The 22,202-nt window shown below is 58.7% G+C and carries 17 protein-coding genes; 9 read left to right on the top strand and 8 right to left on the bottom strand.

Going from position 1 to position 22,202, the window contains the following annotated elements; translation table 11 throughout:
• Positions 1–212 precede the first annotated feature (212 nt).
• Positions 213–1,877 carry an energy-dependent translational throttle protein EttA gene (ettA, locus tag ICA16_RS24755; protein ID WP_042561164.1) on the bottom strand — a complete coding sequence of 555 codons (1,665 nt, stop codon included), beginning with the start codon at positions 1,875–1,877 and terminating at the stop codon, positions 213–215.
• A 286-nt stretch (positions 1,878–2,163) separates the two neighbouring features.
• Here ettA and morA point away from each other — a divergent pair, with 286 nt between their 5' ends.
• The 5 genes from morA to ICA16_RS24730 all read left to right on the top strand — a co-directional run bounded on the left by morA (position 2,164) and on the right by ICA16_RS24730 (position 10,685).
• Positions 2,164–6,012, top strand: a complete 3,849-nt coding sequence (morA, locus tag ICA16_RS24750) for a sensor domain-containing protein (protein WP_210701843.1) — start codon at positions 2,164–2,166, stop codon at positions 6,010–6,012.
• Positions 6,013–6,265: 253 nt separating this feature from the next.
• Entirely contained in the window at positions 6,266–7,519 is a 1,254-nt protein-coding gene (gene glyA / locus ICA16_RS24745; RefSeq protein WP_150597084.1) for a serine hydroxymethyltransferase, read from the top strand.
• Positions 7,520–7,847: 328 nt separating this feature from the next.
• Positions 7,848–9,161, top strand: coding sequence for a C4-dicarboxylate transporter DctA (locus ICA16_RS24740; RefSeq protein ID WP_150602183.1), 1,314 nt, complete (start codon positions 7,848–7,850; stop codon positions 9,159–9,161).
• A gap of 84 nt (positions 9,162–9,245) precedes the next feature.
• The gene (locus ICA16_RS24735) at positions 9,246–9,950 is read left to right on the top strand and encodes a FadR/GntR family transcriptional regulator (protein WP_150602182.1); all 705 of its coding nucleotides are present in this window, start codon (positions 9,246–9,248) and stop codon (positions 9,948–9,950) included.
• A 24-nt stretch (positions 9,951–9,974) separates the two neighbouring features.
• Positions 9,975–10,685, top strand: coding sequence for a GntR family transcriptional regulator (locus ICA16_RS24730; protein ID WP_210701842.1), 711 nt, complete (start codon positions 9,975–9,977; stop codon positions 10,683–10,685).
• On the opposite strand, the gene yjiA is transcribed toward ICA16_RS24730, so the two are convergent.
• The 3 genes from yjiA to ICA16_RS24715 form a co-directional block, all read right to left on the bottom strand.
• Positions 10,682–11,653 carry a GTPase gene (gene yjiA, locus ICA16_RS24725; RefSeq protein ID WP_210701841.1) on the bottom strand — a complete coding sequence of 324 codons (972 nt, stop codon included), beginning with the start codon at positions 11,651–11,653 and terminating at the stop codon, positions 10,682–10,684. The genes ICA16_RS24730 and yjiA overlap by 4 nt on opposite strands.
• Before the next feature lie 162 nt (positions 11,654–11,815).
• Positions 11,816–12,013 (bottom strand): YbdD/YjiX family protein, encoded by a 198-nt coding sequence (locus tag ICA16_RS24720; RefSeq protein ID WP_042561171.1) that lies wholly within the window; start codon positions 12,011–12,013, stop codon positions 11,816–11,818.
• 15 nt (positions 12,014–12,028) lie between these two features.
• Positions 12,029–14,095 (bottom strand): carbon starvation CstA family protein, encoded by a 2,067-nt coding sequence (locus tag ICA16_RS24715; RefSeq protein ID WP_150602179.1) that lies wholly within the window; start codon positions 14,093–14,095, stop codon positions 12,029–12,031.
• Between the two features lie 159 nt (positions 14,096–14,254).
• Between ICA16_RS24715 and ICA16_RS24710 the strand changes: the two genes are divergently transcribed.
• On the top strand, positions 14,255–14,623 hold the full coding sequence (locus tag ICA16_RS24710; RefSeq protein ID WP_210554885.1) for a PilZ domain-containing protein: 369 nt from the start codon (positions 14,255–14,257) through the stop codon (positions 14,621–14,623).
• Positions 14,624–14,734: 111 nt separating this feature from the next.
• On the opposite strand, the gene radA is transcribed toward ICA16_RS24710, so the two are convergent.
• The 3 genes from radA to ICA16_RS24695 are packed head-to-tail and all read right to left on the bottom strand — an operon-like array spanning position 14,735 to position 18,294.
• Positions 14,735–16,102, bottom strand: coding sequence for a DNA repair protein RadA (gene radA / locus ICA16_RS24705; RefSeq protein ID WP_008084632.1), 1,368 nt, complete (start codon positions 16,100–16,102; stop codon positions 14,735–14,737).
• Between the two features lie 45 nt (positions 16,103–16,147).
• Entirely contained in the window at positions 16,148–16,693 is a 546-nt protein-coding gene (locus ICA16_RS24700) for an ankyrin repeat domain-containing protein (RefSeq protein ID WP_210701840.1), read from the bottom strand.
• Between the two features lie 59 nt (positions 16,694–16,752).
• On the bottom strand, positions 16,753–18,294 hold the full coding sequence (locus ICA16_RS24695) for a catalase (RefSeq protein WP_150617347.1): 1,542 nt from the start codon (positions 18,292–18,294) through the stop codon (positions 16,753–16,755).
• A gap of 287 nt (positions 18,295–18,581) precedes the next feature.
• Here ICA16_RS24695 and mscL point away from each other — a divergent pair, with 287 nt between their 5' ends.
• Positions 18,582–18,995, top strand: coding sequence for a large-conductance mechanosensitive channel protein MscL (mscL, locus tag ICA16_RS24690; protein WP_150602175.1), 414 nt, complete (start codon positions 18,582–18,584; stop codon positions 18,993–18,995).
• Positions 18,996–19,040: 45 nt separating this feature from the next.
• Here mscL and ICA16_RS24685 read toward each other — a convergent pair whose 3' ends face one another.
• On the bottom strand, positions 19,041–19,817 hold the full coding sequence (locus ICA16_RS24685) for a ferredoxin--NADP reductase (protein ID WP_210701839.1): 777 nt from the start codon (positions 19,815–19,817) through the stop codon (positions 19,041–19,043).
• A gap of 319 nt (positions 19,818–20,136) precedes the next feature.
• Here ICA16_RS24685 and ICA16_RS24680 point away from each other — a divergent pair, with 319 nt between their 5' ends.
• Positions 20,137–20,850: an autoinducer binding domain-containing protein gene (locus ICA16_RS24680; RefSeq protein ID WP_210554882.1), complete on the top strand. Its 714-nt coding sequence runs from the start codon at positions 20,137–20,139 to the stop codon at positions 20,848–20,850.
• Positions 20,851–21,024: 174 nt separating this feature from the next.
• Complete coding sequence (locus ICA16_RS24675) at positions 21,025–22,149, top strand: methyltransferase (protein WP_210701838.1); 1,125 nt, start codon at positions 21,025–21,027, stop codon at positions 22,147–22,149.
• The last annotated feature ends 53 nt before the right edge of the window (positions 22,150–22,202 follow it).

Below are 22,202 nucleotides of genomic sequence, written 5' to 3'. Positions count from 1 at the left end.
TGAGATCAGGTTCAAGTTATGCACCAACAGTTATACCCGCCATCGCTGGCAAGCCAGCTCCCACAGTTTCAGCGGTGTTCACCTATTCCGGGCACATCACAAATCCTGTGGGAGCTGGCTTGCCAGCGATGAATCCACCTCGGTACCCCGAAAAAACGCTGGCAAAAAAAACGGAGCCCGAAGGCTCCGCTTTTTCATGCAACCAACCCGAATCAGGCCAGTTTTTTGTGGCGTACCCGGTGTGGCTGGGCCGCCGCTTCGCCGAGGCGCTTTTTGCGGTCGGCTTCGTACTCGGTGTAGTTACCTTCGAAGAAGATCGCTTGCGAGTCGTCTTCGTACGCCAGGATGTGGGTCGCGACGCGGTCAAGGAACCACCGATCGTGAGAGATCACAATGGCGGCGCCCGGGAAGTCCAGCAGGGCTTCTTCCAGAGAACGCAGGGTTTCAACGTCGAGGTCGTTGGACGGTTCGTCGAGCAGCAGGACGTTGCCGCCCTCTTTCAGAGTCAGCGCCAGGTGCAAGCGACCGCGCTCACCACCGGACAGGTCCTTGACGAACTTCTGCTGATCGCCGCCCTTGAAGTTGAAGCGACCGACGTAGGTACGCGACGGGATCTCGTAGTTGCCGATGCGGATCTGGTCGGAACCGTCGGAGATCTGCTGGAACACGGTCTTGCTGCCGTCGAGGTCTTCGCGGCTCTGATCGACGCACGCCAGTTGCACGGTTTCGCCGACTTCGATGCTGCCCGAATCCGGTGTTTCCTTGCCCATCAGCATGCGGAACAGGGTCGATTTACCGGCACCGTTACCGCCGATCACGCCGACAATGGCGCCCTTCGGCATCGAGAACGACAGGTTATCGATCAACACGCGATCGCCGTAGCCCTTGGAAACGTTCTTGAATTCGATGACCTTGTCGCCCAGACGCGGACCGGCCGGGATGTAGATTTCGTTGGTTTCCGAACGCTTCTGGAATTCCTGCGATTGCATTTCTTCGAAGCGTTGCAGACGAGCCTTGGATTTCGACTGGCGGGCCTTGGCGCCTTTGCGCACCCACTCCAGTTCTTCTTTCATGGCTTTTTCGTGAGCCGACTGCTGCTTGGATTCGGCAGCCAGACGATCGGACTTGGCTTCAAGCCAACCCGAATAGTTGCCTTCGTATGGAATGCCCGCGCCGCGGTCGAGTTCCAGAATCCAGCCAGCAACGTTGTCCAGGAAGTAACGGTCGTGCGTGATCGCAACCACGGTACCCGGGAAGTCGTGCAGGAAGTGCTCCAGCCACGCCACGGAGTCAGCGTCCAGGTGGTTGGTTGGTTCGTCGAGCAGCAGCATGTCCGGAGCGGACAGCAGCAGACGGCACAGGGCCACACGACGCTTTTCACCACCGGAGAGGAATTCGACCTTGGCATCCCAGGCCGGCAGACGCAGCGCGTCGGCGGCGACTTCCAGTTGACGGTCCAGGTTGTGGCCGTCGCTGGCTTGCAGGATCGCTTCGAGCTTGGCCTGTTCGGCAGCCAGTTTGTCGAAGTCGGCATCTTCTTCAGCATAAGCCGCGTAGACCTCGTCCAGGCGCGCCTGGGCGTTCTTGATCACGCTGACCGCTTCCTCGACCACTTCACGCACGGTCTTGGTCGGATCAAGTTGCGGCTCTTGCGGCAGATAACCGATGTTCAGGTCCGGCATCGGACGGGCTTCGCCCTCGAACTCGGTGTCGACGCCAGCCATGATTTTCAGCAGCGTGGACTTACCCGAACCGTTGAGGCCGAGCACGCCGATCTTGGCGCCGGGGAAGAAGGACAGCGAAATGTTTTTGAGGATTTCCCGCTTCGGCGGAACAACCTTGCCCAGCCGATGCATGGTGAAGACGTATTGAGCCATGGAGAACCTTGGGTCAGTGACAGATGAATGATTGGAGCGCAGGCGATGCCCGGCCAGACCGATGCGCGTCGTTCACTTGATAGTCATCAATGCGTGCGCGCAGAAAAAGTCTGATTGTAGGAGCTGGAACGCTCCCGCGTAACCGGCAAAGCTACCTTAATGATAGAAGGCAGTCCAGCCGCGCGGGGCTGGCACTTCGCCACGACTCAAGGCATGCTAGCCCCCCTCTGGGCGTCCGGCTTATAGTGCACGTCGCGCCAGTCCAGCCAGACCGCAGGATTTCAGCTTGTCCAATGTCACTCCGCCAGCCTCTGTGAGCAGCACCCAACCGGCGCCAGGCTCGCCCCTGCGCGGAACATTAAAGGGTGCGCTGGCAACTCTCGTGCTTTTGCTGTTGGCGCTGCTGTTCTGGCAACTGCTCGACCAGTTGCGCGAAACCCAGAAAAACCAGCGCCAGTACACCATCGATTACACCGCCGACCTCGCTTCGCAGGTCAGCCTGAACATGGCGCTGAATGCGCAGATCGCGCTCAATCTGCTACCGATCGTCGAACAGCCGCAGTCAGCCGACGAACAGCAGGCGTTGCTGCGCAAGCTCCAGCAATCGTTGCCCGATCTGCGCAGCATGGTGCTGCTCAGCCCTTCCGGCAGAATTATCAATGACAGCGCAGCGGACAGTTCCGACGCTGTCTACCTGACTGAACTGGTGCGCCGAAGCCGCTCCCAGGCGCATTACTTCAGCAACGCGGACGACGGATCTCTGGTGCATTTGCTGCTGCATCAGGCCAGCGGCAACACGCGCGGCTACTGGGTCTTGCGCCTGACGCCGACCTTCTTCGACTCGCTGACCAAACAAAGTGAAACCGGCCTGCGTCCACTGTGGCTGGTGGAAAACCGTCTCAACCATCAGATCATCAGCCGCGATGAAGCACTGTCGTCGGCCAAGCCCGGCGTACTGAGCCCGGATGATCTGGCCAACACCGTGCTCACGGTGCCGCTAAGCAGCAGCGACTGGCAGTTGCGCGGCCTGTTCGACCGTCAACGTGTACTTGAAGAGTTGCTGCCGGCGTTCATCGGCAAATGCCTACTGGGGCTGGCCTTCTCGATGCTGCCGGTGATCGCTTTGCTGAACATGCGCCGCCGTCAGCGCCAGCTGCATGAGGGTCGCCGCCGTTATCAGGATATTTTCGAGGGCACCGGCGTGGCCCTCTGCGTACTCGACCTGTCCGGTCTCAAGCAATTTTTCGACAAGGTGCAGATCCAGACCAGCGATCAACTCAAGGCCTGGCTCGATCAACCGCAACAGCGCCAGCAATTGCTCCAGGAATTGCGCGTCACCGAAGTCAATCAGGTGGCGCTGCAACTGCTCAACGTCAATTCCTGTGACGACGCCTGGCAACTGCTGATCGATGGCCATCCGCACCGTCACTGCGCGATCGGCAATCAGATTCTGGATGCCGTGCTGCAACAGCAAAAGCAGCTGGAACTGGAAATCAAACTGCCGGACATCAATGGCCGCGACCAGCATCTGTGGATGGTGCTGCGCCTGCCGACCGAACAGCATGACTACAAAGCAGTGATCCTCAGCATCAATGACATCACCAGCCGCAAACTGATCGAGCTGTCACTGCTGGAACGTGAAGGTTTCTGGTCGGACGTGGTGCGTACCGTGCCGGATCATCTGTACGTGCAGGACGTAATCAGCCAGCGGATGATTTTCAGCAACCACCACCTCGGCCAGACACTCGGTTACAACCGCAGCGAACTGCATCAGATGGGCGAGTACTTCTGGGAAATCCTGCTGCACCCGGAAGATGCCGACTACTACCATCGCTCGCGCCAGTTGCAGCGCCACGCCGGTTACAGCCAGTTGTTGCAATGTCAGTTGCGCTTCCGCCATCGCGACGGCGAATGGCGGCGCTTCGATATCCGTGAACAGGCACTGGCCCGCGACAAGCACGATCAGGTCACGCGGATCATCGGCGTGGCCAAGGACATCACCGAGCAGATCGAGGCCAGCGAATCCCTGCGCGACAGCGAGCAGCGCTACCGCATGCTCGCCGAAAGCATCAGCGACGTGATCTTCTCCACCGACAGCAAGCTGTCGCTGAACTACGTCAGCCCTTCGGTGCAGGCGGTGCTGGGCTACGACGTCGATTGGATTTTTCAGAACGGCTGGCAATCGACCATCGCCAACCCGCAGCAACTGAATGGCATCCATGCCCTGATGGATCGGGTCAGCAAGGCTTTGGACAACCCCGAGCAACTGGCGCTGTTGCGCAACCAGGTGCAGACGCAGCTGTTCCTGTTCGATTGCCTGCGCGCCGACGGCCGCAAGATCCCGATCGAGTTGCGCCTGGTGCTGGTGTGGGACGAGCACGGTGCGTTCGAAGGCGTGCTTGGCGTGGGGCGCGACATCAGCCAGCAGCGCCGCGCCGAAAAAGACTTGCGCATGGCCGCCACGGTTTTCGAACATTCGACCTCGGCGATCCTGATCACCGACCCGGCCGGTTATATCGTCCAGGCCAACGAAGCTTTCAGCCGGGTCAGCGGTTACGCGGTGGCCGAAGTCCTCGACCAGTTGCCGAACATGCTCACCGTCGACGAACAACAGGACGCACACCTGCGTTACGTGCTCAAGCAATTGCATCAGCACAGCACGTGGGAAGGCGAAGTCTGGCTCAAGCGCCGTAACGGCGAGCATTACCCGGCGTGGGTCGGCATCACTGCGGTGCTCGATGACGAGGGCGATCTGGCCAGTTACGTGTGCTTCTTCAGTGACATCAGCGAGCGCAAGGCCAGCGAACAGCGGATTCACCGCCTCGCCTACTACGACGCCCTGACTCATCTGCCGAACCGCACGCTGTTCCAGGATCGTCTGCACACCGCGCTGCAATCGGCCGAGCGGCAGAAGTCGTGGGTGGTGCTGATGTTCCTCGACCTCGACCGTTTCAAACCGATCAACGACTCCCTCGGCCACGCGGCCGGCGACCGCATGTTGAAAGACATGGCCACACGCCTGCTGGCCTGCGTCGACGATGACGACACCGTGGCGCGCATGGGCGGCGATGAATTCACCCTGTTGCTGCAACATCGCTCCAACCGTGAACTGGCGCTGAACCGGGCGATTCATGTCGCCGAGCAGATTCTCGCCAGTCTGGTGCGGCCGTTCGTGCTCGAAGGTCGTGAGTTCTTTGTGACGGCAAGTATCGGCATCGCTCTCAGCCCGCAGGACGGTAACGAGCTCAGCCAGTTGATGAAGAACGCCGACACCGCGATGTACCACGCCAAGGAGCGCGGCAAAAACAACTTCCAGTTCTATCAGGCCGACATGAACGCCAGTGCACTGGAGCGTCTGGAGCTGGAAAGCGACCTGCGCCATGCCTTGGAACAAGACGAATTTGTCCTGTATTACCAACCGCAATTCAGCGGCGACGGCAAACGCCTGACCGGTGCCGAAGCCCTGCTGCGCTGGCGTCATCCGCGGCGCGGACTGGTGCCGCCGGGAGATTTCATTCCGGTACTGGAAGAGCTCGGGCTGGTGGTCGATGTCGGCGATTGGGTGATCAGCGAGGCATGCCGCCAGCTCAAGACCTGGCACCAGAACCGTGTGCGCGTGCCGAAGGTGTCGGTGAACATCTCGGCGCGGCAGTTCTCCGACGGCCAGCTCGGTACGCGGATCGCCACGATCCTGCGCGAAACCGGTCTGCCGCCGGCATGTCTGGAGCTGGAACTGACCGAAAGCATCCTGATGCGCGAAGTCAGCGAGGCGATGCAGATCCTCGCCGGCCTGAAAAACCTCGGCCTGAGCATCGCGGTCGATGACTTCGGCACCGGTTACTCATCGCTGAACTACCTCAAGCAGTTCCCGATCGACGTGCTGAAAATCGACCGTACGTTCGTTGATGGCCTGCCGTCCGGCGAGCAAGACGCGCAGATCGCCAGGGCGATCATCGCCATGGCTCACAGCCTTAATCTGGCAGTGATTGCCGAGGGCGTGGAAACCCACGAACAACTGGACTTCCTGCGTGAGCATGGCTGCGATGAGGTTCAGGGGTATCTGTTCGGGCGGCCGATGCCGGCGGGGCGGTTTGAGGCGCAGTTCAGCAATGATGCGCTGTTCATGTTCGACTGAGAATTTTTGGTGTTGCAAAAAAGATCGCAGCCTGCGGCAGCTCCTACAGGGATTGATGTCGATCACAGTATTCGGGATTGGCTCCGATTACTGTAGGAGCTGCCGAAGGCTGCGATCTTTTGAGGCCGGCACAATTACCATCGATCTGCGCATGAACGCCACTTGTCTGCGACATGATGTCGTTTCATATGCCATCCAAAACCCATTGGGTTAGAATGCCCCCCTTTTCTGCCCCCGATCCTTGAGGACCGCCATGTTCAGCCGTGATTTGACTATTGCCAAGTACGACGCCGATCTCTTTGCCGCCATGGAGCAAGAAGCCGTGCGCCAGGAAGAGCACATTGAGCTGATCGCTTCGGAAAACTACACCAGCCCAGCGGTGATGGAAGCTCAAGGCTCGGTATTGACCAACAAATACGCCGAAGGTTATCCGGGCAAGCGCTACTACGGTGGTTGCGAGTACGTCGATATCGTTGAGCAACTGGCCATCGACCGCGCCAAAGAACTGTTCGGCGCCGATTACGCCAACGTTCAGCCGCACGCCGGTTCGCAAGCCAACAGCGCCGTTTACCTGGCATTGCTGTCGGCCGGTGACACCATTCTGGGCATGAGCCTGGCCCACGGTGGTCACCTGACCCACGGCGCCAGCGTTTCCTCCTCGGGCAAGCTGTACAACGCTATCCAGTACGGCATCGACGCCAACGGCCTGATCGACTACGACGAAGTCGAGCGTCTGGCGGTTGAGCACAAGCCGAAAATGATCGTGGCCGGTTTCTCTGCCTACTCGCAGATCCTCGACTTCCCGCGTTTCCGCGAAATCGCTGACAAGGTTGGCGCTTACCTGTTCGTCGACATGGCTCACGTAGCCGGTCTGGTTGCCGCTGGCGTTTACCCGAACCCGGTGCCTTTCGCTGACGTCGTGACCACCACCACGCACAAGACCCTGCGCGGTCCACGTGGCGGCCTGATCCTGGCTCGCGCCAACGCCGACATCGAGAAGAAGCTCAACTCCGCCGTATTCCCGGGCGCCCAGGGTGGCCCGCTGGAGCACGTGATCGCCGCCAAAGCGATCTGCTTCAAGGAAGCGCTGCAGCCTGAGTTCAAGACTTACCAGCAACAAGTGGTGAAAAACGCCCAGGCCATGGCCAGCGTGTTCATCGAGCGCGGTTTCGACGTGGTTTCCGGCGGTACTGAAAACCATCTGTTCCTGCTGTCGCTGATCAAGCAGGAAATCTCCGGTAAAGACGCCGACGCCGCTCTGGGCAAAGCGTTCATCACCGTGAACAAGAACTCCGTGCCTAACGATCCACGCTCGCCGTTCGTCACTTCCGGCCTGCGCTTCGGTACTCCGGCTGTGACCACTCGTGGCTTCAAGGAAGCAGAGTGCAAAGAGCTGGCCGGCTGGATCTGCGACATCCTGGCTGACCTGAATAACGAAGCGGTGATCGACGCCGTTCGTGAGAAAGTCAAAGCCATCTGCAAGAAACTGCCGGTATACGGCGCTTAATTGCGACGCTAAAACCGCAGCATGAAAAACCGGCCAAGTGATTGGCCGGTTTTTTTTCGCCTGAAGAAAGATCAAAAGATCGCAGCCTTCGGCAGCTCCTACATTGGGATTCGCGTTTCCGTGTAGGAGCTGCCGAAGGCTGCGATCTTTTGATCTTTGGCCACTGGTCAGACCGGTCATGCCAATTTCACTATTTTCACTTGTCATTCCAAAAAAACCGAGCGTAGACTGCACCCGCACTGGACATACCGGTAAGACCACAATAATTAAGTCCTGAATCTGATACGCCCCGCGTACGGCAGCCAGGACACCGACCAGGATTCCTCCCATGCTCAGATGGTGCTCGCGTTCAATCTTCCTCCAAGTGGTTCTCGGACTGGTGCTCGGCATCGTCTGCGGGCTGACCCTTCCGGAATACTCCGCCCAGCTCAAACCGCTCGGCGACGGCTTCATCAAACTGATCAAGATGCTTATCGGCCTGATCGTGTTCTGCGTGGTAGTCAGCGGCATCAGTGGCGCGGGCGATCTGAAGAAGGTCGGCCGGATAGGCCTCAAGTCGGTTATCTATTTTGAAGTGCTTACCACCATTGCCCTGGTGATCGGCCTGGTATTCGCCTTCAGCACTGGCATCGGCAGTGGCGCGAATATCCACTTGGAGCAATTGTCCACCGCCGACATGGGCGATCTGGCCGAGCGCGGCCAGCACATGCACACCACCACGCAGTTCCTGATGGACCTGATCCCGACGTCGGTGATCGGCGCCTTTGCCGAAAACAACATTCTGCAAGTGCTGCTGTTCTCGGTACTGTTCGGCAGCGCGTTGAACCTGGTTGGCGAAGCGGCATCCGGGATCTCGCGGCTGATCAACGAACTGAGCCATGTGATCTTCCGGATCATGGGCATGATCGTGCGTCTGGCTCCAATTGGAGTGTTCGGCGCCATCGCCTTCACCACCAGCAAATACGGCATCGATTCGCTGCAACATCTGGGCAGTCTGGTCGGCTTGTTCTACCTGACCTGCATCGCGTTCGTCAGCGTGATTCTGGGCCTGGTGATGCGTGCGTCCGGCCTGCGTATGTGGCCGCTGCTCAAGTACCTGCGCGAAGAACTGCTGATCGTCATGGGCACGGCATCGTCCGATGCGGTGTTGCCGCAGATCATGCGCAAACTGGAACACCTCGGCATCGGCAGCTCGACCGTCGGGCTGGTGATTCCCACCGGCTATTCGTTCAACCTCGACGGTTTCTCGATCTACCTGACGCTGGCCATCGTCTTCATCGCCAACGCCACCGGCACGCCTTTGGCCATGACTGATTTGCTGACGATTCTGCTGGTGTCGTTGATCACCTCGAAAGGCGCCCACGGTATCCCCGGTTCGGCCTTGGTGATTCTCGCGGCGACATTGACGGCAATTCCGGCGATCCCGGTGGTCGGTCTGGTGTTGGTGCTGGCGGTGGACTGGTTCATGGGCATCGGCCGCGCGCTGACTAACCTGATCGGCAACTGCGTCGCCACCGTGGCCATCGCCCGCTGGGAAAAAGACATCGATGTACAACGCGCGAACAAAGTACTTAGCGGTCAGCAGGGCTACACCTTTCAGCCGCGTAAAACAGCAACTCCGGCGCACCAGCAGGAGTTCTGATTTCAACCCTGCCGGGATTGCCGCTGGGCTGCGATCTTTCGATCTGGCCTGCGGCAGATCCCGCAGGCACATGGAGCAAGACAAGTGATTACCACATCAACCGTCGTCAACTCAGTCGTAGAAAAACTCCGCGCCGCACTGGCCCGGGGTCAGTGGCGCACCGGCGACATGTTGCCGGGCCAGCGCGAACTGGCCGAACAACTGGGCATCAGCCGCCCAAGCCTGCGCGAAGCGGTGATCGTCCTGGAAACCCTCGGCCTCGTCCGCTCGATGCCGGGCAAAGGCGTGGTAGTGCTCGACGCGCAACTCAGCGACAGCCAGAGCCACGACAGCGCGGTGGCCGGTGCCAGTCTCGAAGACGTGCTGCAACTGCGCTACACCCTTGAACCGTTCATTGTCGGCCTGGTGGCGCAGTCGATCAGCAGCAAGGAAGTCGGCCAGTTGCGTCTGACCCTGATGGACATGCGCGAAGCGCTTGAAGCCGGCGACAGTGAAGCCGGGGTCAGCGCCTACATCGCGTTCCACGAAGAGCTGTTCACCCTGACCTCGAATCCGATCTTTCAAAGTGTGGTGCAGCAGACCAGCAACGCCCTCAAGCAAAGCGCCGAAGTGCTGCGCAACTCCCCGGAACATCTGGCCGAACGGCTGGAAGAAAACGAGGCCGTGGTCCGTGCGATTCGCAGCAAGAACAGCGCCCAGGCCAGTGCAGAAATGCGCCGGCACATTCTGCGTGAGGCGCAGCGCATGGGCATCGAGATGAACATTCCGGACGACCACTTGAGCAACTGAAATATTTCACACTGGAGACCGGCCATGAACAGCCTTGCCACGCCGTCGCACCCTCGCCAGATGTCAGCCGCCCTGCCCTTCTCCCGCCTGCGCGCGCCGGTGGATGATCTGTACCCGCGCCTGTTCGACGCGATTCTGGAGCAGCGCATCGATCCGAGCAGCCGCTTCACCGAAGACAGCCTCAAGCAGATGTTCGGCGCCAGCCGCGCGGACGTGCGCCGGGCGCTGACGCAGCTTGGCAACGAGCACGTCATCGTGTTGCGCGCCAATCATCGGCCACGGGTGGCCGCGCCGGATGCAGAGCAAACGCGGCAGACTTTGCATGCACGACGGCTGACAGAAAACACGCTGGTGCGCCTGGCGTGTCAGCGTCCAAAGGCTGACGGTTTGAAACGTCTGCGAGCCTTGATAGAGCGTGAACGGCAGGCCGTGGAACAGGATCGGCGGGGCGCGGCGATTCGCTTGTCCGGGGAGTTTCATCTGCAATTGGCGCGCATGGCGGGGAATGCACCGCTGGCGCATTTTCTGGGCAGTCTGGTGCCGCTGACTTCATTGGCGATTGCGCGGTGTGGCGGGACTACGCACAACTGTTGCGCGTGGCAGGAGCATTTGGCATTGGTTGAGGCGGTGGAGTGTGGGGATGTTTGCAGAGCCGGTATGCTGATGAATCAACATCTGGATCATCTGGAAAACACCCTTCTGTATTCCGTCAACGACCGCTGCGTCGTCAGTTAGATCGCCACCACCTTGGCAAACCCCGCCCGGATCTTCTCTTCCGGCAAATCATCGGCAATAAACACAATCACACTCTCGCGTTTCTCACCCTCGGCCCATTCGGTGTCCCAGTCGAAACCGTAAAGTTTCAGCACGCCCTGAAACACCAGACGCCGATCTTCGCCGGCAATGTTCAGCACGCCTTTGTAACGCAGCAATTGCTTGCCATGTTCTTCCAGCAGCTCATTCATGAACTCGCTGAGCTGGTCGATATCCAGCGGCTGATCGGTGCGCAGTACCAGACTTGAGATGCGGTCGATCGAGGGGGCTTTGCTCACCGGGCGCAAACTCAGGCCACCGCCGAGATCGGCATTCAGGTTGAAGCCGCGCACATCCAGCAGTTCGGCCAGATCGATGTTGCCATGCTCGACCACGCGGATCGGCGCACGCCGGTTGATTCGGGTCAGACGTTCGCTCAGCGCGGTGAATGTGGCTTCGTCCACCAGATCGGTCTTGCTCACCAGCAAACGGTCGGCGAAACCGATCTGCGCCTGAGCGATGGTCTGGGTCAGGTGCACGTCGGCGTGAGCTGCGTCGACCAGGGTGATGATGCCGTCGAGCAGGTAACGCTCGCGCAGTTCTTCGTCGATGAAAAAGGTCTGCGCGACCGGTGCCGGATCGGCCAGACCAGTGCACTCGATGACCAGACGATCGAAGGCGATCTCGCCGCTGTCCAGACGCTCAAGCAGCAGGTACAGGGCTTTGGTCAGATCCGTGTGAATGGTGCAGCAGACGCAGCCGTTGGCCAGGGTCATGACCTGCACCGGCTCGTCGCCCAGCAACTGGGTGTCGATACCGGCATCGCTGAATTCGTTCTCGATGACGGCGATTTTCAGGCCGTGCTCGGCTTTCAGGATATGGCGCAGCAACGTGGTCTTGCCGGCGCCGAGGAAACCGCTGAGCACTGTTACGGGTATTGGAGAAGACAAATCGATCCCCTTCACAAAATGAATGAACAACACAAAACAAATGTGGGAGCCAGCCTGCTGGCGATGAGGGTGTGTCATTCGACATGGATGTCGACTGACACGCCCTCATCGCTAGCAGGCTAGCTCCCACAGGGGGGATTGCATCAACCTCAGGCTGTCAGATCAACAGCACTTCGGCCCACCCTTGCCACCGTAACGGGCCTCCTGACGTTCGCGAAAGAACATCTCGTAACTCATCACCGGTTTGTCCGGATGTTTGTTTTGCATGTGCTCGACGTAGGTGTCGTAGTCGGGCATGCCGACCATCAGGCGCGCGGCCTGACCGAGGTATTTACCGAGGCGACTCAGGTCATTGAACATGCTGCAATCCTCTGGTTACGCATCCGGCAGAGCCTGGAATGGCGATTCTTTATCCGTACGCTCTTTTTTGCCCCAGGCAGCGATGCCGACCTTGAGCGCATAGAACAGGATGCTGAATACCACGAACAGGAACAGCACCGTCAGCGTGGCGTTGGTGTAAGCGTTGAAGATCACGTGCTGCATCTGCTCGACGCTTTTCGCGGGAGCAATCACCTGACCATTGGCCAGCGCATCGCTGTACTTCTTGGCCAACGACAGGAAGCCGATCGCCGGGTTGGCGTCGAACAGCTTGATGAAGCCTGCGGTCGTGGTGCAGATCAACAGCCAGGTTGCCGGCAGCAGCGTGACCCAGATGTAGCGCTGGCGCTTCATCTTGATCAGGACCACGGTGCCGAGCATCAGCGCGATACCGGCCAGCATCTGGTTGGAGATACCGAACAGCGGCCACAAGGTGTTGATGCCGCCCAGTGGATCGATCACGCCCTGGTACAGCAACCAGCCCCACATCGCCACACAACCGGCGGTGGCGATCAGGTTGGCGGTCCAGGATTCAGTACGCTTGAGCGCCGGAACGAAGGAGCCGAGCAGATCCTGCAGCATGAAACGTCCGGCACGAGTACCGGCGTCGACTGCGGTCAGGATGAACAGCGCTTCAAACAGGATCGCGAAGTGGTACCAGAACGCCATAGTGTTCTCACCCGGCAGGACACTGTGCAGGATCTGCGCAATACCCACCGCCAGGGTCGGTGCACCGCCGGCACGGGCGAGGATGGTGGTTTCGCCGATGTCATTCGCCACGGCTTGCAGCGCCTCAGGCGTAATCGCAAAACCCCAACTGGTGACCACTTGCGCAACCGACACCACGTCACTGCCGACGACAGCCGCCGGGCTGTTCATGGCGAAATACACGCCAGGCTCGATCACCGATGCAGCGACCATGGCCATGATCGCCACGAATGACTCCATCAGCATGCCGCCGTAACCGATGTAACGGGCGTTGGTTTCGTTATCCAGCAGCTTGGGCGTGGTGCCCGAAGAAATCAGCGCGTGGAAACCGGAGACCGCACCGCAAGCAATGGTGATGAACAGGAACGGGAACAGACCGCCCTTCCACACCGGGCCGGTGCCGTCGACGAACTGGGTCAGCGCCGGCATTTTCAGCTCGGGCATGGTCACCAGAATGCCAATCGCCAATGCGACGATGGTACCGATCTTGAGGAACGTGGAGAGGTAGTCACGCGGCGCCAGAATCAGCCAGACCGGTAGCGAAGCAGCGACAAAACCGTAGCCGACCAGCATCCAGGTAATCTGCACACCCGTGAAGGTGAACGCCTTGGCCCACACCGGATCGGCGGCAATCTGCCCACCGAGCCAGATCGAACCCAGCAGCAGCAAAACGCCGACCACGGAGATTTCACCAATGCGGCCCGGGCGGATGTAGCGCATGTAAATGCCCATGAACATCGCGATCGGGATAGTCGCCATCACGGTGAAAATGCCCCACGGGCTTTCGGCCAGTGCTTTCACCACGATCAGCGCCAGCACCGCGAGGATGATGATCATGATCAGGAAGCAGCCGAACAGTGCAATGGTGCCGGGAACACGGCCCATTTCTTCACGCACCATGTCGCCCAGGGAACGGCCGTTGCGACGGGTCGACATGAACAGAACCATGAAGTCCTGCACCGCGCCCGCCAGCACCACACCGGCAATCAGCCACAGCGTGCCGGGCAGATACCCCATCTGCGCCGCCAGAACCGGACCGACCAGAGGCCCCGCGCCAGCAATCGCCGCGAAGTGGTGACCGAAAAGAATGTGTTTGTTGGTTGGAACGTAGTCCAGACCGTCGTTGTTGAGCACGGCGGGGGTGGCCCGACGCGGATCGAGTTGCATCACATGGGTTGCGATGAACAGGCTGTAGTAACGGTACGCAACCAGATAAATGGCCACGGCAGCGACCACAATCCACAAGGCGTTAATCGCCTCGCCTCGGCGCAATGCCACTACGCCCAGGGCGCACGCTCCTACGATTGCCAGCACTAGCCAGGGTAAGTGGCGTAGCAGGCTATTATTGTTTTTCATTTTATTATTCCAGCCAGGGTGGACAAGAAAGACAGCCACCCCGAGTTTAGCGCTTACGGCGACAAAGGCCATACCCCGACATAGGTCTAGACGCCCTGATCGTTGGCTGCACCCGGTTGGTCGGGTCTATAGTCAGCAAACCTTCGAGAGGATTGCGCCATGAGCGAGCACCCAGCAGAGCGTCGCCGATTCAAACGTATCGCGTTCGATGCCAGAACTGAATTGAGTCAGGGCGAGTACATCTGGCCGGTCAAGTTGATCGATCTGTCGCTCAAGGGACTGTTGATCGAAAAACCCGAGCCGTGGCTGGGCAATCCGCAGTGGCACTTTCTGGTCGATATTCATCTCAATGATGAGGTCGGCATCAAGATGGATGTGCAACTGACCCACGATGACCACGGCCAGTTGGGCTTTGTCTGCAAGCACATCAGCCTTGAGTCGATCGAACGGCTGCGGCGCTTGATCGAGTTCAACCTCGGTGATCCGCAGGAGCTGGAGCGGGAATTGGGTGCGCTGATCGAAATCTGATCAAACCGGCCCCCTGTAGGAGCTGCCGAAGGCTGCGATCTTTTGATCCTGATCTTTTAAAAGCAGGATCAAAAGATCGCAGCCTTCGGCAGCTCCTACAGGGGATTTTGGTTATTCGAAGAGGGCGTCGAGGGCCTGTTCCAGGCGGGTCACGGCGATGATCTGCAAGCCCGGCGGCGACTCTTTTGGCGCATTGCCCTTCGGCACAATGGCGCGTTTGAAGCCATGCTTGGCCGCTTCCTTCAAGCGCTCCTGACCGCTGGGCACCGGACGCACTTCGCCGGACAACCCGACTTCGCCAAACACCAGCAGGTCATGGGGCAACGGCCGATTGCGCAGGCTCGACATCACGGCCGCCATCAGCGCCAGGTCAGATGCGGTTTCCAGCACCTTCACCCCACCCACCACGTTCAGGAACACATCCTGATCGTGAGTCGGTATGCCGCCATGGCGATGCAAAACCGCCAGTAACATCGCCAATCGGTTCTGATCCAGACCCAGCGTCACACGGCGCGGGTTGGCCAGATGACTGTCATCGACCAGCGCCTGCACTTCCACCAGCATCGGCCGGGTGCCTTCCCACGTCGCCATCACCACGCTGCCCGGGACTTCTTCCTGGGCACGGGTGAGAAAAATCGCCGAAGGGTTGGAGACTTCTTTCAAACCCTTGTCGGTCATGCCGAACACGCCCAACTCGTTGACGGCGCCGAAGCGGTTTTTCACCGCCCGCAGCAAACGCAAACGGCCATCGGATTCGCCTTCGAAATACAGCACGGTGTCGACCATGTGCTCAAGCACGCGCGGGCCGGCAAGCGCGCCTTCCTTGGTCACGTGGCCGACGAGGAAAATCGCCGTGCCGCTCTGCTTGGCATAGCGCACCAGCAACGCCGCACTCTCGCGTACCTGAGATACGCCACCGGGCGCCGATTGCAGTTGTTCGGTGAAGATCGTCTGAATGGAGTCGATCACCATCACCTTGGGCTTTTCCTGACGTGCCGTGGCGATGATGGTCTCGATGCAGGTTTCGGTCATCACCCGTAGCTGATCCTGAGGCAAACCGAGGCGGCGGGCGCGCATGGCCACTTGCTGTTGGGATTCCTCGCCGGTGACGTACAGCGCCGGCATGCTCTTGGCGAGGTTGCACAGGGTCTGCAACAGAATCGTCGACTTGCCGATACCCGGGTCGCCGCCGATCAACACCACCGAGCCATCGACCAGGCCGCCGCCCAGCACACGATCGAGCTCACTGGAGGCTGTGGAAAACCGTGGAATCTCTTCGACGCTGACTTCGGCCAGGGTTTTGATCTGCGCCTGCTGCCCGGTCCAACCGGTGCGTCCGGAGGGGGCTGTCGCGCCGCCGCTCTCGATCATGGTTTCGGTCAGCGTATTCCAGGCACCGCACTCGCCACACTGGCCGGCCCACTTGGGAAAAGTTGCGCCGCACTCGGTGCAGCCGTACATGCGCTTGGCCTTGGCCATCAGAACCCCCGACAAAAACCGCGATGATAACGCACGCGCCGCCGATCAGCGCGGCGCTGCGGTACGGATCTCGCCGCTGGCCAGACGCGCGGCACTGTTACCCAGCGGATCCTCAGCATTCAGGTCGGCGCCTTTGGCTTGCAGCGCGTCGAGCAATTCAAGGCGCTTGAACAAACCCGCGTACATCGCCGCCGTCTGACCGGCACCGTTGCGTTGATCGGGGCTGCAATCGGTGGCCATCAGTCGGCGGGCAATCTGTAACTCACCCTTGAAAATCGCGCCCATCAGCGCCGTATTACCGCGCTGGTCCTGAGCACAGGCATCCGCACCGGCGGCGAGCAAGCGCTCCACTGCGGGTGCCTGACCGTGATAAGCCGCCAGAATCAGCGCGGTGTAGCCCTTGTCGTCGCGCGTATCGAGTGAATAACCGGACTCGATAAAGGTATCGAGCATCGGCACATCACCGCGCCGGGCGGCGTCGAAATAGTAATCCTGTAGCTGTGCCTTGATCGCGTCAGGGCTTTGCACGGCCGGTGCTGCCAGCGCACCACAGGACATGACCCCGAACAACAGCAAAAGATAAACACGCATCAGCAATCTCCCTCAGCGAAACGGGGCCTGACTCAGGCCCCGCGTTACGTTGCGTGGAATCAGTCGACCAGTTTGGCTGCCAGGGCCTTGACCCGGTTCAGATCACCCTTGGCCACCTCAGTGACACCGGTGCCGTACTCGGGATCAGCCTTATAAAGGAAGGACAGGATGATGTGCTTGCTCTCGTCATCGGTGGTGGCCAGCGAGCCGCCAAAGCTGTCGATCAGATCGCGACGCTCTTTCTTGCTGAACGAGCGGTACAGATCGCCTGCCTGCTTGAAGTTCTGCTCACGCTGGATCTTCGCCTGCTGCGTGCTGCCCGACAGCGCCATCTGGCTGTAGCGCGCGGTTTGCGTTTCTTCACGCGGTTGCAGACGGCTCGGTTGATAGTTCACGCCGGAAGCGCTGGCACCGAAGTTCATCGCACCATCCTGATTGCCATTGTTCACCGCAACTTTCGGTGCGTTGATCGGCAATTGCAGGGCATTGGCACCGAGGCGGTACATTTGTGTATCGGCATAAGAGAACACTCGACCTTGCAATAAACGGTCTTCCGAAGGCTCGATACCAGGAACTACGTTAGCCGGCGCCATGGCAACTTGTTCGGTTTCCTGGAACACATTTGCCGGATTACGGTTTAGAACCATTTGTCCAACTTTTCGCTCCGGGATACCCGGCCAGATCTTTGTTGCATCCAATGGATCGAAATCAAACTTGGACAAATCTTGTGGTTTTAGCACCTGGATGTACAAGTCCCACTTCGGGAAGTTGCCCTTGTTTATATTAGTAACCAAATCGTTAGTCATGTGACTGTAGTCTTGACCCTGGACTTTGCCGACTTGCTTGGGCGTCAGATTGTTGATGCCCTGCAAGCTCTTCCAGTGAAACTTGACGTAATGCACCTCGCCTTTGGCATTTACCAACTTATAAGCATGCACACCATTGCCATCCATCTCTCGATAACTGGCCGGAGTACCCGAGTTGGAATACAACTCGGTCAGCGTGCGCGTAGCCTCGGGCACATGGGAGAAGAAATCGAACCGGCGCGAATCGTCATCAAGGTTGGTACGTGGGTCAGGCTTGAACGCGTGCACCATGTCCGGGAATTTGATTGCATCGCGAATGAAGAAGGTCGGGAAGTTGTTGCCGACCAGGTCCCAGTTACCGTCGGCCGTGTAGAACTTGGTGGCGAAACCGCGCGGATCACGCAGGGTTTCAGGGGAGTGGTTACCGTGAACCACGGCGGAGAAACGCACGAATACCGGAGTGCTCTGGCCGGCGGCGAACACCTTGGCCTTGCTCAAGTCGCTAAGGTCGTTGGTAACCGTGAAATTGCCGTGGGCACCGGTGCCGCGAGCATGTACCACACGCTCGGGAATGCGCTCGCGGTCAAAGCGCTGCAGCTTCTGGATCAGTTGCACGTCCTGCAACAGCACCGGGCCATTGGCCCCTGCCGTCTGCGAGTTCTGGTTGTCACCCACCGCCGCACCGTTGTCGCGGGTCAAGGGAGCGGCATGCACGGAAAAGCTCAACAGGCTGGCGGTGATTACCCCAAGCGTGCGGCGATGGGGAAAAGCCCCCAGTCCAATAGCGGAATTCATATCAGGATCCTCTGTTTTTTTTGGGCGCATCCAGGTGCGCCAACCCAAGGCTAGAGGCCTGCGGCGTTGAACATAAATAGAAAGAACGTAACGCAATGATTGAAAAAAATGCCTTCCAAGTCATGTGCTTATGGCGTAATCCGCGCGCGATTAGTGGCACTTTGCAAACTAATCGCCTGATCATGTGTCGATAAAAACGTGCATTGTAAGAAGGTGTTTCGCGCAGGACGCGTTTTGCTGATTTACACTGCGCACACCAAAACTCATCTGTAACAAGGAAATAACCTATGGGCGTGCTTAACGAGTTCAAGGCCTTCGCGGTCAAAGGCAATGTGGTCGACATGGCCGTCGGTATCATCATCGGTGCCGCCTTCGGCAAAATCGTTTCATCCTTTGTCGGTGACGTGATCATGCCGCCAATCGGCCTGTTGATCGGTGGAGTGGACTTCAGTGATCTGGCCATTACGCTAAAAGCCGCTCAGGGCGATGCACCTGCGGTGATGCTCGCGTACGGCAAGTTCCTCCAGACCGTTTTGGACTTCGTGATCGTCGCTTTCGCGATTTTCATGGGTGTCAAAGCCATCAACCGTCTGAAGCGCGAAGAAGCCGTGGCGCCTACCCTGCCGCCGGTTCCGACCAAAGAAGAGGAATTGCTGGGCGAGATCCGAGATTTGCTCAAGGCTCAGAACAATCAGCCCTGAATCAGCCACACCAAAAAAAAACGGCGCCTGCGAGGCGCCGTTTGTTCACCAGTAGTTTTCAACCGCCACCTGGCCAGGCCTCCGAGTAAGGCTCAGGCTCATGTGCCGCTGTTTGAGCAAGGCGCGCGTGTCGTCGATCATCTGCGGATTGCCACACAGCATGACGCGCGAGTGTTCAGCAGACATTTCCACACCGGCGGCTCGCTCAAGCTCACCGTTCTCAATCAGTGTCGTGATCCGCCCGTTCAGCGCGCCGGGGTGCGTCTGGCGAGTGACAGTCGCAATGTACTGCAGCTTGTGGATGTGCTCCGCCAGATAATCACGCTGTGCCAGTTCAGCGATCAACGACTGATAAGCCAATTCGCGCGCTTCCCTGACGCTGTATACGAGGATGATCCGTTCGAATTTTTCCCAGACTTCGAAATCCTGCAGGATAGAAAGGAAAGGCGCGACTCCCGTACCCGTGGACAACAACCACAAATCCCGCCCGTCGACGAAACGATCAAGGGTCAGATAGCCATAGGCCTGACGTTCAACCATCAAGGTATCGCCGACCTCCAGTCGACTCAGTTCACTGGTGAACTCGCCTCCGGGTACTACGATAGAAAAAAACTCAAGAAACTCGTCAAACGGTGAGGACACCATGGAGTAGGCGCGCCACACCGTGCTGCCATCGGCCTTGATCACGCCGAGTCGGGCGAACTGACCGGCTCGGAAGCGAAACCCGGGATCCCGGGTGGTACGCAAGGTGAACAGGCTGGGCGTCAACGGCTGCACGTCGAGCAAGGTCTGATGGGTGAATTTTTCTGTGCTGGCAGTCATTGGGCACTCCATTCAACGGTTGACCAACAGTCTCGCGCAAAGTCGTGCGCTTAAAAACCACTGATTTGTAGTAATATCAGGATGTCTGTCCTTTGGATAAGGTGAGTGCACTTTTCCATTTCTTGTTCACAAGTAAAATTCTGTAACAATGATAAGTCACATATAAAACACTCTGTACTTAATAACCAGTCATTCAAATAATCACTTGATCCAAGAGCAAAATAATCAGAACGCCAAGTGGGAAACGTCCTACACTCGTTTTCGTGCGGATCGGATTGGATCCAAGAGGCACCCCAGAAATTGCACGGAGCATTTTTTAATGGAAACGTGGAAGGAGTCGCAGTTGAAGCAGCTGACTTTCGCCAAGGGCATCGATACTGCGTATCCGATATTGCTCAGATTTGCCGAAAATCTTGGTTTCAACTTTTGTGCCGTAACTGTTGCGTTGCCGAAACAAGTTACATCGCCAAACACCTTGCAAATCAATAACTACCCCGAAGAATGGAACACGCAGTATGAACAAAAAAAATTCAGTTCAATAGATCCAGTAGTAGCACACTGCAATCACTCAATGATGCCGATTGTCTGGAATGAAACGCTGTATGCGAAGGCTCCGCATGTGTGGCAAGCCTTGCAGCAACAAGGCCTGCAACATGGCTGGTCGCAATCCTTCCATCACAAGGAAAGCGGCTTGTGCAGTATCCTCAGCCTGGCGCGCAAGCACTGCCCGATCAGCCCACTCGAACTGTATGAACATTTCGGCTACATCTTTTACGCAGCCAGTCATTTGAGCGAATTGTTTGCTCGTACATTGCCAAAGCAGTCGACCAAGCCCGACCAGCCGCACCTTTCGCCACGAGAACTAGAGGTTCTGCAATTGTCCGCCGGCGGAAAGACAGCGTATGAGATTTCAAAAATTCTCAGCCTGAGCGAGCGTACCGTCAACTATCACGTACAAAACGTGATTGAGAAACTCAACGTCTGCAACAAGATTTCTGCGGTTATCGCCGCTGCCAGAGCTGGCATTATCTGAACCTGCCGCTTGGCGTCCTTCAAAACTTACGGGTATTCCACTGGAAAAAAACGTACCATTTGTGCCCTTCCCGAGTGATGACGCTGTCTTTCAGAGTCGCAGTCCACTGGGTCGGGTTCCGCCGCAACAGACCCGGCCGCGGAACACACCTTGATCACCCTGAGTCCCCGCCCCATGCCCTTGCTTGACACGCCCTTCGCCCAACTTGACCTGATCCGCCAGCCCGAACAGCAAAATGAACCGCTGCAAGCTTTCGACGCAGCCGATGAATACCTGCTCAATCATCTGGCGGCGCAGCAACCGGCGGCCAGCACACGGGTACTGGTCCTCAACGACAGTTTCGGCGCGTTGGCCGCCAGTCTGTTGGGCAAGGTTGAAGTCAGCAGCAGCGGCGACTCATTTCTGGGCTTTCAGGGCCTGGAGAAAAATCTGCTGCGCAACGGCCAGGCCTTTGATGCGATCCAGGGCATCCCGGCGAGCGAGCCTTTGGTCGGTCCGTTCGACCGAGTGCTGATCCGCGTACCGAAAACCCTGGCCCTGCTGGAAGAACAACTGATTCGCCTGCAAGGGCAACTGGCGCCCGGCGCAGAAGTGGTCGCCGCCGCCATGGTTAAACACCTGCCGCGCGCTGCTGGCGATTTGCTGGAACGCTACATCGGCCCGGTGCAGGCTTCACTGGCAGTGAAAAAGGCACGACTGTTGGTTGCCACCCCTGAAGCGAAAGAAGCGGCGGTGTCGCCCTACCCTTCGCGTTATCGTCTCGACACTCCGGCCATCGAACTGCTCAACCACGCCAACGTATTCTGCCGGGAAGGCCTGGACATCGGCACCCGTGCCTTTCTCCCGCATCTGCCGAAGAACCTTGGCACTGCACGGGTCGCCGACCTTGGCTGCGGCAACGGTGTGCTGGCAATTGCCAGCGCCCTGCAAAACCCCGACGCGCACTACACGCTGGTCGACGAATCGTTCATGGCGGTGCAGTCGGCTGCCGAGAACTGGCGCGCAGCGCTCGGTGATCGCGACGTGATCGTGCGTGCCGGCGACGGTCTGGCCGGTCAGGAAGCGCAATCGCTTGACGTGGTGCTGTGCAATCCACCGTTCCATCAGCAGCAAGTGGTCGGTGATTTCCTGGCCTGGCGCATGTTTCAGCAAGCGCGCGAAGCGTTGGTGGTAGGCGGTGCGTTGTACATCGTCGGCAACCGCCATCTGGGCTATCACAGCAAACTGGCGCGGCTGTTCCGCGGCGTCGAGCAAGTGGCAAACACACCGAAATTCGTGATTCTCAAAGCCCGCAAGTAAAACGGCAGGCAAAAAAAACCCTCCGTTCGGAGGGTTTCAAATCCACGCCTCGA

Source organism: Pseudomonas anatoliensis (genome assembly GCF_017976235.1).
In the GTDB taxonomy this organism is placed as follows: domain Bacteria; phylum Pseudomonadota; class Gammaproteobacteria; order Pseudomonadales; family Pseudomonadaceae; genus Aquipseudomonas; species Aquipseudomonas anatoliensis.
This window is presented reverse-complemented; position numbering and strand designations above follow the sequence as displayed.